General features: G+C 70.1%; 8 protein-coding genes, 1 tRNA gene and 1 rRNA gene. 1 reads left to right on the top strand and 9 read right to left on the bottom strand.

The window, feature by feature from the left end; all coding sequences use genetic code 11:
• Positions 1-97: 97 nt before the first annotated feature.
• The 7 genes from ACWCRA_RS26315 to ACWCRA_RS26345 all read right to left on the bottom strand — a co-directional run bounded on the left by ACWCRA_RS26315 (position 98) and on the right by ACWCRA_RS26345 (position 13,409).
• Positions 98-607, bottom strand: coding sequence for a CinA family protein (locus ACWCRA_RS26315; protein WP_351543600.1), 510 nt, complete (start codon positions 605-607; stop codon positions 98-100).
• Complete coding sequence (gene pgsA, locus ACWCRA_RS26320; protein ID WP_351543603.1) at positions 604-1,269, bottom strand: CDP-diacylglycerol--glycerol-3-phosphate 3-phosphatidyltransferase; 666 nt, start codon at positions 1,267-1,269, stop codon at positions 604-606. The genes ACWCRA_RS26315 and pgsA overlap by 4 nt, the downstream gene beginning before the upstream one ends.
• Positions 1,266-2,846 carry a 30S ribosomal protein S12 methylthiotransferase RimO gene (gene rimO / locus ACWCRA_RS26325; RefSeq protein ID WP_351543606.1) on the bottom strand — a complete coding sequence of 527 codons (1,581 nt, stop codon included), beginning with the start codon at positions 2,844-2,846 and terminating at the stop codon, positions 1,266-1,268. The genes pgsA and rimO overlap by 4 nt, the downstream gene beginning before the upstream one ends.
• Positions 2,847-2,953: 107 nt before the next feature.
• Complete coding sequence (locus ACWCRA_RS26330) at positions 2,954-3,775, bottom strand: helix-turn-helix domain-containing protein (protein ID WP_351543609.1); 822 nt, start codon at positions 3,773-3,775, stop codon at positions 2,954-2,956.
• Positions 3,776-3,985: 210 nt separating this feature from the next.
• Positions 3,986-6,778, bottom strand: a complete 2,793-nt coding sequence (locus tag ACWCRA_RS26335; RefSeq protein WP_451068752.1) for a DNA translocase FtsK — start codon at positions 6,776-6,778, stop codon at positions 3,986-3,988.
• Positions 6,779-6,947: 169 nt separating this feature from the next.
• Positions 6,948-7,646 carry a response regulator gene (locus ACWCRA_RS26340; protein ID WP_451068753.1) on the bottom strand — a complete coding sequence of 233 codons (699 nt, stop codon included), beginning with the start codon at positions 7,644-7,646 and terminating at the stop codon, positions 6,948-6,950.
• Between the two features lie 309 nt (positions 7,647-7,955).
• The gene (locus ACWCRA_RS26345) at positions 7,956-13,409 is read right to left on the bottom strand and encodes a HAMP domain-containing protein (protein ID WP_351543618.1); all 5,454 of its coding nucleotides are present in this window, start codon (positions 13,407-13,409) and stop codon (positions 7,956-7,958) included.
• Positions 13,410-13,679: 270 nt separating this feature from the next.
• Between ACWCRA_RS26345 and ACWCRA_RS26350 the strand changes: the two genes are divergently transcribed.
• A complete protein-coding gene (locus tag ACWCRA_RS26350; protein WP_351543621.1) occupies positions 13,680-16,334 on the top strand; it encodes a SpoIIE family protein phosphatase in 2,655 nt (884 codons plus the stop codon).
• A gap of 128 nt (positions 16,335-16,462) precedes the next feature.
• Here ACWCRA_RS26350 and ACWCRA_RS26355 read toward each other — a convergent pair.
• Together ACWCRA_RS26355 and rrf are read right to left on the bottom strand one after the other, a co-directional pair.
• Positions 16,463-16,535: transfer RNA gene (locus ACWCRA_RS26355), tRNA-Thr, on the bottom strand.
• Between the two features lie 49 nt (positions 16,536-16,584).
• Positions 16,585-16,701: ribosomal RNA gene (gene rrf / locus ACWCRA_RS26360) — 5S ribosomal RNA — on the bottom strand.
• Positions 16,702-16,861: the final 160 nt, after the last annotated feature.

Consider the following 16,861-nt stretch of genomic DNA (forward strand, 5'->3'; position numbering starts at 1 on the left):
CCTCGGACCGCGTAGCCGCATCCTTCACGCCCCACCGTACCGCCTCGTGCAGCGGCCGTGCGGGGAGCGATGTCGTGTTCACTCAGGGCTGCAAACATCAATTCCCCCCGTTCTGTTCCGTATCCTGTGCCCCCGCCGTCCCCTGGAGTTCGTCCAGCAGCAGCCCGAGCACGCTCCGTACACTCTCTCTACGAATTTCCGCCCGGGTGCCGTTCAACCGCAGCGGGGCGACTTTCCGTATTCCGTCCGGTCCCGCGACGGCCACCAGAACGGTCCCGGCGGGCTGTCCGTCCTGGGGTCCGGGGCCCGCGACGCCGGTGGTGGCGATACCCCAGCCGGCCCGCAGCACGGTGCGCACACCGGCCGCCATCTGGAGCGCGACCGCCGCATCGACGGGCCCGCGCTCCGCCAGGAGGGTCCCGTCGACGCCCAGCACCTCGCGCTTGACGTCGGTCGCGTAGGCGGTGACGGACCCGCGGAAGGAGCGGGACGCACCGGGCACCCCGGTCAGCTCGGCGGCCACCAGACCGCCCGTGAGCGACTCCGCCACGGCGAGGCTCTCGCCACGCTCCGCGAGCACCGCGAGAACGCGGGCCGCCGTCGTCACAGCGCGCCCCCGGCCGTGCCGCGCTCCTTGGCGAGCCCTCTGCGCCGCAGCAGGATCGCCTGGCGCACATAGTCGAGGCCGGTGAGGACCGTCAGCACGACGGCGAGGGCCATCACCCAGAAGCGGAGGGTGGCGAGCGGCCCGGTCAGCGCCAGGACGTACATCCCGACCGCCGTGCCCTGCGCGAGGGTCTTCAGCTTGCCGCCCCGGCTGGCCGGAATCACACCATGACGGATCACCCAGAAGCGCATGAGCGTGATCCCCAGCTCGCGGAAGAGGATCAGCCCGGTCACCCACCAGGGCAGATCGCCGAGCGAGGAGAGACAGATCAGGCCGGCGGCCATGATCGCCTTGTCGGCGATCGGGTCGGCGATCTTGCCGAAGTCGGTGACCAGGTTGTAGGTGCGGGCCAGATGTCCGTCGAAGATGTCGGTGATCATGGCGACGGCGAACGCCGCCCAGGCCCAGGCCCGCCACGCCGGGTCGTATCCGCCGTCCTGGAGCATCAGCAGGACGAACCCGGGCACCAGCACCAGCCGCAGCATGGTGAGGATGTTGGCGATGTTCCACAGGCTGGCCTGATTGACGGCCGCAGCGCCCAGCTTGCCGCCGGGCGCGGGCCTGCCGGTGCCGCCCCCCGCGGATGCCGGCACTCCGGTCATCTGCCCGCCTCCTCGCCCGGAATCCGCCCTCCGGCCAGGGCCGCGTCGCCCGGGGTCCGGTGCCCGTCCCGGGCGTCGTCGTCCGGGGCGCCGTGACCGGACGCCGGGAGGTCCCCGAGGTACTCGGCCACCAGGTCGACACCCTCGGTGCCGACCGCCTTCGCCATGACCATACGGCCCGGGACCAGACCCTCGCCCGTGGTGAACACGATCTGGCCGTCCGTCTCGGGTGCCTGGTGCGCGGCGCGCCCCACGGCGCCGTCCTCGCCGTCCACCGATTCGACGAGAACCTCCAGGCTCTCGCCGAGCCGCTCCTCGGCGCGCTGCGCGGTGAGTTCCTCCGCGAGCCGCGAGAGATGCGCGAGCCGCTCGCCGATGACCTCGTCGTCGAGCTTGTGCTCGTACGTGGCGGCTTCCGTGCCGTCCTCGTCGGAGTAGCCGAAGACCCCGATGGCGTCGAGCCGGGCGTGCGTCAGGAAGCGCTCCAGCTCGGCGAAGTCGCTCTCGCTCTCGCCGGGGAAGCCGACGATGAAGTTGGAGCGCACACCGGCCTGCGGGGCCTTGGAGCGGATGGTCTCCAGCAGTTCGAGGAACCGGTCCGTGTCGCCGAAGCGGCGCATGGAGCGCAGCACGGCGGGCGCGGAGTGCTGGAAGGAGAGATCGAAGTAGGGCGCGATGCCCGGGGTCGAGGTCAGGACGTCGATCAGGCCGGGGCGCATCTCGGCGGGCTGGAGGTAGCTGACACGCACCCGCTCGATGCCGTCGACCGCCGCCAGTTCGGGCAGCAGGGTCTCCAGGAGGCGGATGTCGCCGAGGTCCTTGCCGTAGGAGGTGTTGTTCTCGGAGACGAGCATGACCTCCTTGACGCCCTGCTCGGCCAGCCAGCGGGTCTCGCCGAGCACATCGCTGGGCCGCCGCGAGATGAAGGAGCCCCGGAAGGAGGGGATGGCGCAGAAGGAGCAGCGCCGGTCGCAGCCGGAGGCGAGCTTGACCGAGGCCACCGGGGAGGTGCCGAGCCGTCGGCGCAGCGGGGCGCGCGGCCCGGAGACCGGAGCGACACCCTCCGGCAGGTCGGGCACGGCGGGGGTCTCGGGCGGGGCCGCGGGGGCTCCGTGGCCCGGCAGGGCCACCCCGCTGGCGCCCTGGCGGTCGGCGGGGCTCAGCGGCAGCAGTTTGCGCCGGTCGCGGGGGGTGTGCGAGGCGTGGACACCGCCGCTGAGGATGGTCTGGAGGCGGTCGGAGATATCGGCGTAGTCGTCGAAGCCGAGGACTCCATCGGCTTCGGGGAGCGCCTCGGCCAGCTCCTTGCCGTACCGCTCGGCCATACAGCCGACGGCGACCACGGCCTGGGTTCTGCCGTGGTCCTTGAGATCGTTGGCTTCGAGAAGGGCGTCGACGGAGTCCTTCTTGGCGGCCTCCACGAAGCCGCAGGTGTTGACGACGGCGACATCCGCGTCGGAGGCTTCCTCGACAAGCTCCCAGCCGTCCGCTGCCAAGCGGCCTGCGAGCTCCTCCGAGTCCACCTCGTTACGGGCGCAGCCAAGAGTGACAAGGGCGACGGTACGGCGTTCGGGCATGGGCTCAAGACTACTTTGTCCTGGCCCACGCCCCTGCCGCGAGGGCGCCCCGAGCGGCCGGACGGAGCGTACCGGCCGGTACGGGAGGGGGCGCCGCGGGCGCGTGCTCAGCCGACCTGGGGGTCGCCCTCGGTGTACGACAGGCGCTCGACCTGGCCCGGCCTGAACTCGTCCTCGATCTTCTTGCCGTTGACATACAGCTCGATCGCGCCGGCGTTGCCGAGAATGAGATCGATCCGCTCGTCGTCCTGGAAGGTCTTGGAGTCGCCGCGGGCGAGCGTTCCGTCGAAGATCAGCTTGCCGTTGTGGGACCTGGCGGAGATCCAGCTCTTGTCGTCGACGACGGTGAGCTTGACCGTGACCTTGTCCTTGGGCACGGCGGCGATGGCGCTGTCGGAGGGGTCGGGCTTGGGGTCGGCGGGCTTGGTGCTCGGCGCCGCTGAGGACTTCCCGGGCGCCGGTCCCTCGGCGACCTGGCCGCCGCGGCCCGGCTCGTCGCCGCCACCGCCGAAGAGGGTGAAACCGACGAAGCCGACCACGGCGACGATGGCGGCGACCATGGCCGCGGTCCAGTTGGGGCGCCGCGGCTCGGGCCTGATCCGCTCGGCCTCGAAGAGCGGCGCGGCGGGGGTCGGCGCGGGCCGCCCGCCGTGCTCGGAGTCGTACTGCGCGACGAGCGGGCCGGGAGCGAGCCGGACCGCCTGGGCGATCATGCGGATGTGCCCGCGCGCGTACACATCGCCGCCGCTGCGGCCGAAGTCGTCCTGCTCGATGGCCTGGATGATCGGGACCCGCACCCTGGTGGCGGCACTGACCTCGTCAAGGGTCAGACCTGCGGCGATACGGGCCTCGTGAAGGACACGTCCGATGGAGGGCCGGTCGTCCTCGAAGGAAGGCCGGTCGTCTTCGGGGGAGTTGCCGATGGACACGAGGGCGCCTTTCGAGCGTGTAACCACCTGCTGGAGGTTCAGTGTATGGCTGGTACGAAAGGGTGGGGCAACCGGGCGACCGGTGTTTGTACGCCATCGGAAGGGGCCGGTGCCCCCGGTGGCTCCGGGACGGTTCTCCGCCCCTTCTCTCCAACTTGACGTACGACCGGGGGAAACGGTTGCCCGCCAATCCCCCGCCGAGCCGAACCCTTACGGGTGAGGCTCCCCCCGGATCACGGCGAGCACTCCCTCCAGCTCCTCAGGTTTCACCAGAACGTCACGTGCCTTGGACCCCTCGCTCGGGCCGACGACGTTCCGCGACTCCATGAGGTCCATCAGCCGTCCGGCCTTGGCGAAGCCCACCCGCAGCTTCCGCTGGAGCATGGAGGTGGACCCGAACTGCGTCGACACGACGAGTTCGGCGGCCTGGCAGAGGAGGTCGAGATCGTCGCCGATCTCCTCGTCGATCTCCTTCTTCTGCCGGGAGCCGACCACCACGTCGTCCCGGAAGACGGGCGCCATCTGATCCTTGCAGTGCTGGACGACCACCGCGACCTCGTCCTCGGTGACGAAGGCGCCCTGCATCCGGGTGGGCTTGTTGGCGCCCATCGGCAGGAAGAGCCCATCGCCCTTGCCGATCAGCTTCTCCGCGCCCGGCTGGTCGAGGATGACCCGGCTGTCGGCGAGCGAGGAGGTGGCGAACGCGAGCCTGGACGGCACATTCGCCTTGATCAGACCGGTGACGACATCGACGGACGGCCGCTGGGTCGCCAGTACCAGATGGATGCCGGCGGCGCGCGCCAGCTGGGTGATCCGGACGATGGCGTCCTCGACGTCGCGCGGGGCCACCATCATCAGATCCGCCAGCTCGTCCACGATGACCAGCAGATACGGATAGGGCTGGAGCTCGCGCCCGCTGCCCTCGGGCGGTTTGACCTTGCCGGCGCGGACGGCCTGGTTGAAGTCGTCGATGTGCCGGTAGCCGTAGGCGGCGAGGTCGTCGTAGCGCAGATCCATCTCGCGGACGACCCACTGGAGCGCCTCGGCGGCCCGCTTGGGGTTGGTGATGATCGGGGTGATCAGGTGCGGGATGCCCTCGTACGCGGTCAGCTCGACCCGCTTGGGGTCGACCAGCACCATCCGGACATCCTCCGGGGTCGCCCTTATCATCACCGAAGTGATCAAACAGTTGATACAGGACGACTTTCCGGAGCCGGTGGCTCCGGCGACCAGGATGTGCGGCATCTTGGCGAGGTTGGCCATCACATAGCCGCCCTCGACGTCCTTGCCCAGCGCGACCAGCATCGGGTGGTCGTCCTCGGCGGCGTCCGCGAGCCGGAGCACATCGCCGAGGTTGACCATCTCGCGGTCGGTGTTGGGGATCTCGATGCCGACGGCCGACTTCCCCGGGATCGGCGAGATGATCCGTACGTCGGGACTGGCGACGGCGTACGCGATGTTCTTGGTCAGCGCGGTGATCCGCTCGACCTTCACCGCCGGGCCCAGCTCCACCTCGTACCGGGTGACGGTCGGGCCCCGGGTGAAACCGGTGACGGCGGCGTCGACCTTGAACTCCATGAAGACATTGGTGAGCGAGGCGACGATCGCGTCATTGGCGGCGCTGCGGGTCTTGCCGGGCCCGCCGCGCTCCAGCAGATCCAGCGAGGGCAGCGCGTAGGTGATGTCCCCGGAGAGCTGGAGCTGCTCGGCCCGGGCCGGCAGCTCGGGCGAACGCTCCGGCGCCGGCTTGGTCAGATCGGGTACGGAGCCCCCGGCGGTTCGGTCCGGTCCGGAGCCCTCGCCGGGGCGGCGGGCCGCCGGCCCGCGCGCGGGCGGCACCGGCGACGGGGCGCGGTCCCGGTCCGCCGTCACGTCCCGGGTCAGATCGGCGACCAGCGGCGAGGGCGGCAGCCCGTTGTACACCGCCCCGTCGAGCGCGGCGGCGGCTGCCGCCGCCACGTCCACGGCGTCCGGCGAGCGGTCGCCGGAGCCCTTGCGGGGCCGGCGGCGGCGCGGGGGCTCGTCGGAGCCGGCCGGGTCCTGGTCCTCCGGGTCCCCGCCGGGCTGCGCCGGACCGCGCCGCCTCCGCCCGGGGACCGCCTCGCGCCACTGCTCCTCGTACCGCCGGTCGTCATCCGGGTCCCCGGGAACGCCGTGCTCCACGGGCGCCACCAGCCCCAGCCGGGAGCCGAGGAGGCGCAGCCGCTGCGGGATGGCGGCGACGGGCGTGGCGGTGACCACCAGCAGCCCGAAGACGGTGACCAGCACCAGCAGCGGAACGGCGAGGATCGTGCCCACCAGGAAGATCAGTGGCGTGCCGGCGCCCCAGCCGATCAGCCCGCCCGCGTCCTGGATCGCCTCGGTCTCCGCGCGCTCGGGCGCGCCGCAGGCGATGTGCACCTGCCCGAGCACCCCGATGACCAGCGCGGAGAGACCGATCACGATCCGGCCGTTGGCGTCGGGCTTCTCGGGGTGGAGGATCAGCCGGACGGCGATGACACCCAGCAGTATCGGCACCAGCAGATCGAGCCTGCCGAACGCCGTGGTCACCAGCAGCTCGACCAGATCGCCGACCGGTCCGCGCAGATTGGACCAGGTACCGGCGGCGACGATCAGCGCGATACCGAGGAGAAGCAGCGCCAGACCGTCCTTGCGGTGGGCCGGGTCGAGCCCTTTCGCGCCCCGCCCTATGCCGCGGAACACGGCGCCCACGGCATGGGCGACCCCGAGCCAGCAGGCGCGCACGAGCCGGTAGAGGCCCCCGGTGGGCGAGGGCGCCGGCTTCGGCGGCGGTTTCCGGGCGGCCGTCTTCTTCGCGGGCGGCCGCTTGGCCGCGGCCTTCTTCGCGGGCGCGCTCTTCCTGGGGGCGGGACCCTTGACGGGGCTCCGCGCGGATTTCTTCGCGGCGCTCGCAGCGGCGGCGGCGCCGCTGGTACGGCCGGCGCGCGGTTTGGCGGTGCCCGCCGTGTCCTGAGAACCCTTGCCGGACGTACGTGAGGCCATGGTGGTGAGGTTACCGGTGCCGGGGGCGGTGGACACGTGTGCCCACACCTTCACCCGTTCGTGTCGCCGACTCGCTGCCGACGGGGTGACGCCCTCTCAGCCGGGAGAGAGCGCCCACGACCCACGGGCCCGACGCCCCCGGCTCCGCGCTCCGGCCCCGCCGCGCGGGTCAGTTCTGCGAGGGCGGGGCGGGGAGTGAGCCGGTGCCCGGCTCCAGGGCGTCCAGCGCCCGGCGGAGACCGGTGAGCTTCCGTTCGAGATGGGCCGCGGTGGCGACGGCGGCGCCGTCCGACGCTTCGTCGTCCAACTGTTTGGACAGCGCTTCCGCCTGCTCCTCGACCGCCGCGAGCCGCGCCGACAGCTCGGCGAGCAGCCCCACCGACTCCCGGCCGGCGCTCCCCACCCCGACCGCACTCGGCTGGACACCGCCACCGCTGTCGAGCTGGAGCCGCAGCAGCGCCGCCTGCTCACGCAGTTGGCAGTTCTTCATGTACAGCTCGACGAAGACCGAGACCTTCGCCCGCAGCACCCATGGATCGAACGGCTTGGAGATGTAGTCCACCGCGCCCGCCGCGTAACCACGGAAGGTGTGGTGCGGGCCGTGGTTGATCGCGGTGAGAAAAATAATCGGGATGTCGCGGGTCCGCTCCCGGCGCTTGATGTGCGCCGCGGTCTCGAATCCGTCCATGCCGGGCATCTGCACATCCAGCAGGATGACCGCGAAGTCGTCCGTCAGCAGCGCCTTGAGCGCTTCCTCCCCTGACGATGCCCGCACCAGTGTCTGATCGAGCGCGGAGAGAATGGCCTCCAGCGCCAGCAGATTCTCCGGCCGGTCATCGACCAGGAGGATCTTGGCCTTCTGCACCATGCCCCGTCCTCCTCGCCCCGGCCTGGGGTCTCCCCGGCTCCAGGAGCCGGAGAACGCGCCCTGCGCGGCCCCAGGGGGCGACTTGCTTGCGTCGCCCAATGTTGTGCCGGTCATGGTAGCCCCACCCTGCCCGTCGCCACACCCTGTCACCAGGATGTCACCGCGCACGTAGCGGAAACGTAAAGAAAGAGCGGAAGGTTCCCGTGTACGGCACCGTTCCGCGCCGCCGTCGGCCACGGTCGGTCAGCACGGAGCCGGTACGGGCCCCCCGGGCACCCCGCCGGGCGGGGCGGTCCGGGGGCCCTCCGCTCACCGCCGGCGCATCCACTGCTCCATCACGGAGAGCAGATGATCGGGGTCGACGGGCTTGGTGACATAGTCCGACGCCCCCGACTCGATCGCCTTCTCCCGGTCGCCCTTCATCGCCTTCGCGGTGAGTGCGATGATCGGCAGCCCGGCGAACTGCGGCATCCGCCGGATGGCGGTCGTGGTCGCGTACCCGTCCATCTCCGGCATCATGATGTCCATCAGAACCACCGTCAGATCGTCGTGCTGCTCCAGCACTTCGATGCCCTCCCGGCCGTTCTCCGCGTACAGCACCGTCAGCCCGTTCTGCTCCAGCACACTGGTGAGCGCGAAGACATTGCGGATGTCGTCGTCGACGATCAGCACCTTCTCGTTGTCGAAGTGGAAGGTGCGCCGCGGCTCCGGTGGCTCCGGCGCGGGCTGGTGGGCGGCCGCACCGGGCCGGCCCTGGCCACCGGCGGAGGGAGCCGGAGCACCGGCGGCGGGCAGCGCGGTCCGCTCCTCCGTGGCGCCGATCGCCTTCCGCCGCCGGCGGAAGAGGGTGGCCGACCCCGAGTGCGGCTCCATCAGCACCTGGTGCTCCGGCTGCGCGACACCGGTCTCCGCGCTCTGCGGATCGGGGCCCGTGCCATGCCCGTTGGGCGGCAGCTCGCTCGGGTGCAGCGGCAGATAGAGCGTGAAGGTGGAGCCCCGGCCCGGCTCGCTCGCCGCGTGGATCTCGCCGCCGAGCAGCCGGGCGATCTCCCGGCTGATGGAGAGCCCGAGCCCGGTGCCGCCGTACTTGCGGCTGGTGGTGCCGTCCGCCTGCTTGAACGCCTCGAAGATCACCCGCATCTTGCCCGCGGCGATCCCGATCCCGGTGTCCGTCACCGAGAAGGCGATCAGATCGGCGTCCGCGTCCCGCAGCGAACCGACCTCCAGCAACTGCTCCCGGATCGACTGGGGCACATCCGCGTTGGCCGGGCGGATGACCAGCTCCACCGCGCCGGAGTCGGTGAACTTCACCGCGTTCGACAGCAGATTGCGCAGCACCTGCAACAGCCGCTGCTCATCGGTGTGCAGCGTCGCGGGCAGCTCCGGCGAGACCCGCACGGAGAAGTCGAGCCCCTTCTCCGCCGTCAGCGGCCGGAACGTCGCCTCCACGTAGTCGACGAGCTGGACCAGCGCGATCCGCGTCGGACTGACATCCATCTTGCCCGCCTCGACCTTCGACAGATCGAGGATGTCGTTGATGAGCTGGAGCAGATCCGAACCCGCTCCGTGGATGGTCTCCGCGAACTCCACCTGCTTCGGGGAGAGATTGCCCTCCGCGTTGTCGGCGAGCAGCTTGGCGAGGATCAGCAGCGAGTTCAGCGGGGTGCGCAGCTCGTGCGACATGTTCGCCAGGAACTCGCTCTTGTACCGCATCGACACGGCCAGCTGCTCGGCCCGCTCCTCCAGAACCTGCCGGGCCTCCTCGATCTCGGTGTTCTTGACCTCGATGTCACGATTCTGCTGAGCCAGCAGCTCCGCCTTCTCCTCCAGTTCGGCATTGGACGACTGGAGTGCCTTCTGCCGGTTCTCCAGCTCGGCGGAGCGCTCCCGCAGCTGCTCGGTCAGCTCCTGCGACTGCTTGAGCAGCACCTCGGTCTTGGTGTTGACGCTGATGGTGTTGACGCTCGTCGCGATCATCTCGGCGATCTGGTTGAGGAAGTCCCGCTGGATCTGGGTGAACGGCTGGAACGACGCCAGCTCGATCACTCCGAGCACCTTCCCCTCGAAGAGCACCGGCAGCACGATCACATACGCCGGGGACGCCTCCCCCAGCCCGGACGAGATCTTCAGATACCCCGGCGGCACATTGACCTGGATGGTCCGCTTCTCCTCGGCCGCCGTCCCGATCAGGGTCTCACCGGGCCGGAACGAGGTCGGCATCAGACCGGCGGAGTAGCCGTAGCTGGCCCGCATGACCAGCTCGTACGAGGAGTCCCCCGAGCTGCCGACGACATCCTGGCCGCCCGTCTGCATCGCCAGGAAGAACGCCCCGTGCTGGGCCGAGACGACGGGCGTCAGCTCGCTCATGATCAGCGAGGCGACGTCGTCCAGGTCGCGCCGCCCCTGCATCAGACCGGAGATCCGGGCCAGATTGCCCTTCAGCCAGTCCTGCTCCTCATTGGCGAGGGTGGTGTCACGGAGGTTGGCGATCATGGTGTTGATGTTGTCCTGGAGGACCTGGATCTCTCCGGCCGCGTCCACATCGATCTTCAGATTGAGATCGCCCCTGGTCACCGCCGTGGCGACGGCGGCGATCGCGCGCACCTGGCGGGTCAGATTCCCGGCCATCTCATTCACCGACTCGGTGAGGTCGCGCCAGGTGCCGTCGACGTCGCGCACCCGCGCCTGACCGCCGAGCTGTCCGTCCGTGCCCACTTCACGGGCGACCCGGGTGACCTCCCCGGCGAACGACGACAGCTGGTCGACCATCGTGTTGATGGTCGTCTTCAGCTCCAGGATCTCGCCCCGGGCGTCGATATCGATCTTCCGGGTGAGATCGCCCTGGGCGATGGCGGTGGTGACCGTGGCGATCTGCCGCACCTGACCGGTCAGATTGGACGCCATCGAGTTCACGGACTCGGTGAGGTCCTTCCACGTACCGGAGACACCCGGCACATGGGCCTGGCCGCCGAGCCGGCCGTCGGTGCCGACCTCGCGGGCCACCCGGGTCACCTCGTCCGCGAACGAGGAGAGCGTCGTCACCATGGTGTTGACCGTGTCCGCCAGCTCCGCGACCTCGCCGCGCGCCTCGACGGTCACCTTCTTGGTCAGATCGCCGCCCGCGACCGCCGCCGAGACCCGGGCGATGTTGCGGACCTGGCTGGTCAGGTTGTTGGCCATCAGATTGACGTTGTCGCTGAGGTCCTTCCAGATGCCGGTGACACCGCGCACCCGCGCCTGACCGCCCAGTACGCCTTCCGTCCCCACCTCGCGGGCGACCCGGGTCACCTCGTCCGCGAAGTCCGAGAGCTGGTCCACCATGGTGTTCACGGTCGTGACCAGTTCGAGGATCTCGCCCTTGGCATCGACGGTGATCTTCTTCGAGAGGTCCCCCTTGGCGACCGCGGTGGTCACCTCGGCGATGTTGCGCACCTGGGACGTGAGGTTGTTCGCCATGAAGTTGACGGACTGGGTGAGGTCCTTCCAGGTGCCCGAGACGCCCTGGACCTCCGCCTGGCCGCCGAGGATGCCCTCGGTGCCCACCTCGCGCGCGACCCTGGTGACCTGCTCCGCGAAGTTGGAGAGCTGATCGACCATGGTGTTGAGGGTGTTCTTCAGCTCCTGGATCTCACCGCGCGCGTCCACCTCGATCTTCTGGGAGAGGTCACCGCGCGCCACCGCCGTGGCGACCTGCGCGATATTGCGCACCTGCGAGGTGAGGTTGCCCGCCATCCCGTTGACGGAGTCCGTGAGATCGCGCCACACACCCGCGACGCCCGGCACCTGGGCCTGACCGCCGAGCCTGCCGTCCGTACCGACCTCACGGGCCACCCTGGTGACCTGCTCGGCGAAGGCGGAGAGCTGGTCGACCATCGTGTTGATGGTGTTCTTCAGTTCGAGGATCTCACCGCGCGCGTCGACGTCGATCTTCTGGGAGAGATCGCCGCGCGCCACCGCCGTCGTCACCTGGGCGATCTGGCGCACCTGGGAGGTGAGGTTCCCGGCCATGAAGTTGACCGAGTCGGTCAGCTCCTTCCAGGTGCCGCTGACGCCCTCGACTCGCGCCTGACCACCGAGCCGGCCCTCGGTTCCCACGTCCCGGGCCATCCCGGTGACCTGGTCCGCGAAGGACGACAGCTGCGCCACCATCGTGTTGACGGTGTTCTTCAGCTCCAGCATCTCGCCGGCGACATTGACCGTGACCTTCTGCGACAGATCGCCGTTGGCGACCGCCGTCGTCACCTGGGCGATGTCCCGGACCTGACCCGTGAGGTTGCGGAAGGCCGTGTTCACCGAGTCGGTGAGGTCCTTCCACGTGTTCGCGGCGCCGGGCACGTGCGCCTGGCCGCCGAGCCGGCCCTCGACACCGACCTCACGGGCCACCCGCGTGACCTCGGAACCGAACGACTGGAGCTGGTCGACCATCGTATTGACGGTGTTCTTCAGCTCCAGCATCTCGCCCGCCACGTCGACCGTGACCTTCTGCGACAGATCGCCGTTGGCCACCGCCGTCGTCACCTGGGCGATATCGCGGACCTGCGTGGTCAGATTGCGGAAGACGGTGTTGACCGAGTCGGTGAGATCCTTCCAGGTCCCGGCCGCGCCGGGCACCTGGGCCTGGCCGCCGAGCAGCCCCTCGGCACCGACCTCGCTCGCCACCCGGGTGACCTCGTCCGCGAAGGTGCGGAGCGTCTCGGTCATCTGGTTGATCGTCTCGGCGAGCTGGGCGACCTCGCCGCGCGCGCTCACCGTGACCTTCTGCGACAGATCGCCGTTGGCGACCGCCGTCGTCACCTCGGCGATCCCCCGCACCTGCGAGGTGAGGTTCCCCGCCATGGTGTTGACCGAGTCGGTCAGGTCCTTCCACACACCGGCCACGCCCGGGACCTCGGCCTGACCGCCCAGCTCCCCCTCGGTGCCCACCTCACGGGCGACCCGGGTGACCTCGGAGCCCAGGGACTGGAGCTGGTCCACCATGGTGTTGACGGTGTTCTTCAGCTCCAGCATCTCGCCGTTCACATGAACGGTGACCTTCTGGGAGAGATCGCCCTGCGCGACGGCCGTGGTCACCAGCGCGATGTCCCGCACCTGGGAGGTCAGCCGGAAGGCCATCTGGTTGACCGAGTCGGTGAGGCCCTTCCAGGAGCCGGACACCCCCCGGATCTGCGCCTGGCCGCCGAGCTTGCCCTCGGTGCCGACCTCCAGGGCCACCCGGGTCACCTCGTCGGTGAAGACCGACAACTGGTCCACCAGGCTGTTCACGGTCCGCGCGACCTTCAGGAACTCACCGCGCAACGGGCGCACCGAGCCGTCGTCCCCGTGCGAGCGCAGCTCCATCCGCTGCTGCAGATCGCCCTCCGCGACCGCGGAGAGCACCCGGCCCACCTCGGAGACCGGCCGGGAGAGATCGTCCACCAGCCCGTTGGAGGCGTCGATCGCCGCGGCCCAGGAGCCCTCGCAGGCCCCCGTCTCCAGCCGTTCCGTGAGTTTCCCCTCACGCCCCACGACTCTGCGCACCCGTGCCAGCTCACCCGTGAGATGCAGATTCCGGTCGGCGACCTCGTTGTAGACGGCCGCGATCTCGGCCATCACATCGTCGCCCGACACGGTCAGGCGCCTGCGAAAATTCCCGTCGCGCAGGGAGACAAGGCCGGCCAGGAGCCTGTTCAGGGCTGCCGTGTCGACCTCAGTTGTCCCATTGCTCCGGGATCGTCCGCCTTTCGTACGCGTGCTTGTGCCACGCGCCGCCGTGCCAGACTCCACCGTGTCCCTCCCGCAGGGGTTGACCGTACTGCCCGAGCTGTATCGGGCAGCCTGCCCAGTGTTTCACCCATGCGGAACCAGGCCATAACAGTTCGGCAGCTTCGCATAACAGTCCCCACCCCTCCCAGGGCGGAAACAGCGGTGACCGGCATCCGCTCGGACAGCGAAGGTAAGTAACCTGGCATCCGGCTGTCCAACCGCCCGGTCCGCCCGGCCGGGTCGGCGCGGGCACGGGAACCACCACCGGGCACCGGGAGGGGCAGGCCGATCATGGCGGAGCCGGGCGTCGAAACACGTACGAGGAGTTCTGTGATCACCGCCCGGGCGGCTGCCAGCTTCGACCCCGTCGGACGGTCCGTCGCGACGGCCCGTGCCTTTGTCCGCGACACCCTCCAGGGGTGGGGGTACAGCGAAGTCGTCGACGACGCGGTGGTCCTCACCAGCGAACTGGTCACCAACGCCGTGATCCACGCCGGGACCTCCGCCGATGTGCTCTGTCTGCGCGCGGCCGACAGCGTCCGTGTCGAGGTGGGCGACCGCTATCCCGAACGCGAGGTCCCCCTCCAGGCCGCCGGCCAGAGCTTCGCCGCCCTGGACAGCGAGAACGGCCGCGGGCTGCTGCTCTGCTCCGCCCTCGCCTCCCGCTGGGGCGTCGAGTACACCCCCACCCACAAACAGGTGTGGTTCCAGCTCGACCTCCCCCAGCGCCCCGTGGGCACCCGCTCCGCGGGCCCGGCCCTCCCCACCGCCCTGCTGCCCGTCGCCGACGAACGCGTCCGCGTCGCCGTCGCCCAGATCGACGCGACCGGCGCCATCGCCGTCTGGAACGCGGACGCGGAACACCTCTTCGGGTACGCGGCCGAACAGGTCATCGGCAAACCCCTCGGCGACTTCGCCGCCTGGCCGCACACCCCCGGCATCGGCACCGGGATCGCCGAGGCCCTCCAGCTCTCCCGCTGGGAAGGCAGCTACGGCATCCGGGGCATCGACGGCCGTGTCATCCCCGTGTACGCGTCCCATCTGCGGGTACGCGACTCCCACGGCGACCCCTCCACCGTCTGTCTGCTCGTCCGCGACGACGAGCGCGCCGTCCTCCAGACCCCGCAGCGCGTCCCGGTCACCGACTCCGGCAGCGAGAACAGCACCACGGACCCGTTCGAGGTCTTCATCGGCTCCCCCGCCCCCGACGACCTCGACGGACTGCTCCAGCGCACCGTGGAACGCGCCCGCGACATGCTCGACGGCGACGCCGCGTTCCTGCTGCTGGCCACCGACGACGAGACCGAGCTGGAGGTGCGGGCCACCACCGGGCTTCCCTCGGCCCGCCAGCGGTTCGCCCGCGTCCCCGTCGAGGCCGGCACCGGACGGTACGGCTCCGCCCGGATGCCCGCCGTCCACGAGGACCTGACCGCCGTCCCCGGCGCGGTCCCGCTGCTCAACTCCACCGGCATGCGCTCGGTCGTCACCGTCCCGCTCAAGGTCGAGGGCCGGCTCACCGGCTCCCTGGGCGTCGCCGCCGAGTCGGCCGGCCGGTACTCCAACGAGGAGGCCCTGCGCCTCCAGTTCGCCGCCGACCGCATCGCACTCGCCGTCGAGTCCGCCCGCCTCGGAGAGCTGGAACGGCTCCGCCGGGGCTCCCTCTCCTTCCTCGTCGAGGCGTCCGACCTGCTGGCCGGAACGCTCGACCGCGACCAGACGCTGGCCCTCATGGCCCAGATGACGGTCCCGACCCTGGCCACCTGGTGTGCCGTCTACACCATCGCCGACCAGGCATCCGACCCCTATCTCAGCTATGTGCTCCACGAGGACGAGGAGCGCATCGACGGTCTCAAGGCCCTGCTCTCCAAGATCGCCCCGCCGGACCCGGTGCCGACCCCCGGCGCCCGCGTCTGGAACGCACCCGCCCGGGCCGGCCAGCAGGCCGCCCTGCTCACCGCCAAGCGCGAACTGGGCCTCGGCTCGGCCTCCCCCGTCTCCTCCGGCATCGGCACCACCCGTGCCACGGCCGCGGCCGTCGGCGGCGAGACCGTCGTCCTGCCCCTGGTGGCGCGGAACCGCGTCATCGGCATGCTGACCCTCGGCAAGCCCTCGGACGACCACTTCCGCCAGGAGATCCTGGAGCTAGCCGAGGACCTCTCCCGCCGGGCCGCCCTCGCCCTGGACAACGCCCGGCTGTACTCGGAACGCGTGGCCATCAGCCAGTCCCTCCAGCGCAGCCTGCTCCCCCCGGAACAGCCCACCATCCCCGGCGTCGAGGTCGAGGTCATCTACCGCGCCGCCGGCGAGGGCAACGAGGTGGGCGGCGACTTCTACGACCTCTTCCCCATCCGCGAGGGCGTGTACGGCTTCGCCATCGGCGACGTCTGCGGTACGGGCCCCGAGGCCGCGGCCGTCACCGGCCTGGCCCGCCACGCCCTGCGTCTGCTGGCCCGCGAGGGCTTCGGCGGCCCGGCCGTGCTCGAACGCCTCAACGCCGCCATCCTCGACGAGGGCGCCCGCAGCCGCTTTCTCACCCTCCTCTACGGCGAACTGCGCCCCCAGGAGGACGGCAGCGCCCTTCTCAAGATCGTCTGCGCCGGCCATCCGCTCCCGCTCCGCCTCCGCCAGGACGGCACGGTGGAGCCGGCCGCCGAGCCGCAGCCGCTCCTCGGCGTCATGGACGACCTGGAGCTGTACGAGCAGATGGTGACCCTGGACCCGGGCGATGTCCTGCTCTGTGTCACCGACGGGGTCACCGAGCGCCGCGAGGGCACCCGCATGCTGGGTGACGAGGGCCTGACGGAGGTCCTCACCGGCTGCACGGGCCTCACCGCGGGCGCGGTCGCCACCCGTGTCCTGCGCGCGGTGGAACGCTTCGCGGCGGAGCCGGCCTCCGACGACATGGCCATCCTCGCCATGCGTATCCCGGAGCCCGAGAAGTCCTGAGAGAAGAAGAGGGCCGTCGCTCATCGAGCGACGGCCCTCTTTCCTTCGGATCTCCTGTGCCGGGAGGGACGCCGGGGAACGCAGAAAAGCCCCCGCCAGTGGCGAGGGCCTTCTTCATCTTTCTTCAGAGCCCCAATACGGAATCGAACCGTAGACCTTCTCCTTACCATGGAGACGCTCTGCCGACTGAGCTATTGGGGCGTGCTCAGCCCCTGGATCGTGAAGATCCAGGGGACTGAGGCTAAAAATTGTTCGGCGGCGTCCTACTCTCCCACAGGGTCCCCCCTGCAGTACCATCGGCGCTGAAAGGCTTAGCTTCCGGGTTCGGAATGTAACCGGGCGTTTCCCTAACGCTATAACCACCGAAACACTATGAAACAAACAAACACAACCCGCCGGCCAAAAAAAGGGGTTGTTCGTGGTTTCAGAACCAACACAGTGGACGCGAGCAACTGAGGACAAGCCCTCGGCCTATTAGTACCGGTCACCTCCACACCTCACGGTGCTTCCAGATCCGGCCTATCAAC

This window comes from Streptomyces sp. NPDC001889 (genome assembly GCF_053594535.1).

Bases quoted from the DNA above. Each gene is read 5' to 3' on its own strand.
- ACWCRA_RS26335 (WP_451068752.1), bottom strand. From the start codon at position 6,778: ATGGCCTCACGTACGTCCGGCAAGGGTTCTCAGGACACGGCGGGCACC.
- ACWCRA_RS26340 (WP_451068753.1), bottom strand. From the start codon at position 7,646: ATGGTGCAGAAGGCCAAGATCCTCCTGGTCGATGACCGGCCGGAGAAT.
- rimO (WP_351543606.1), bottom strand. From the start codon at position 2,846: ATGCCCGAACGCCGTACCGTCGCCCTTGTCACTCTTGGCTGCGCCCGT.
- ACWCRA_RS26350 (WP_351543621.1), top strand. From the start codon at position 13,680: ATGGCGGAGCCGGGCGTCGAAACACGTACGAGGAGTTCTGTGATCACC.
- pgsA (WP_351543603.1), bottom strand. From the start codon at position 1,269: ATGACCGGAGTGCCGGCATCCGCGGGGGGCGGCACCGGCAGGCCCGCG.